This window comes from Bradyrhizobium uaiense, assembly GCF_010811875.1.
Lineage (GTDB): Bacteria > Pseudomonadota > Alphaproteobacteria > Rhizobiales > Xanthobacteraceae > Bradyrhizobium > Bradyrhizobium uaiense.
In genome coordinates, this window is record NZ_VKHP01000687.1 from 1 (window position 1) to 255 (window position 255).

A 255-nucleotide genomic window follows, 5' to 3' on the forward strand; every position below is an offset into this window, starting at 1 on the left:
GCTCGTTGACGGTGACCTGCGCGGTCCCGCGCACCACGATCCAGTGCTCGGAGCGGTGATGGTGCTTCTGCAGGGACAGCCGCCCGCCCGGCTTGACGATGATGCGCTTGACCTGGTGACGGTCGCCGTTGTCGACCGACTGATAGGAGCCCCAGGGACGATGCACCTTGATGTGGTTCTCGGTCACCTCGGGCGCGGCGACTTTCAGTTTCGCGACCAGTCGCTTCAGCCCGTTGGCGTCCTTCTGGCGTGACA

Annotated in this window: 1 pseudogene; it reads right to left on the reverse strand. The window is 65.1% G+C overall.

Going from position 1 to position 255, the window contains the following annotated elements:
* Nucleotides 1-255 (reverse strand): annotated as a pseudogene (gene cpsB / locus FNJ47_RS55650) (mannose-1-phosphate guanylyltransferase/mannose-6-phosphate isomerase); the annotation flags it as partial.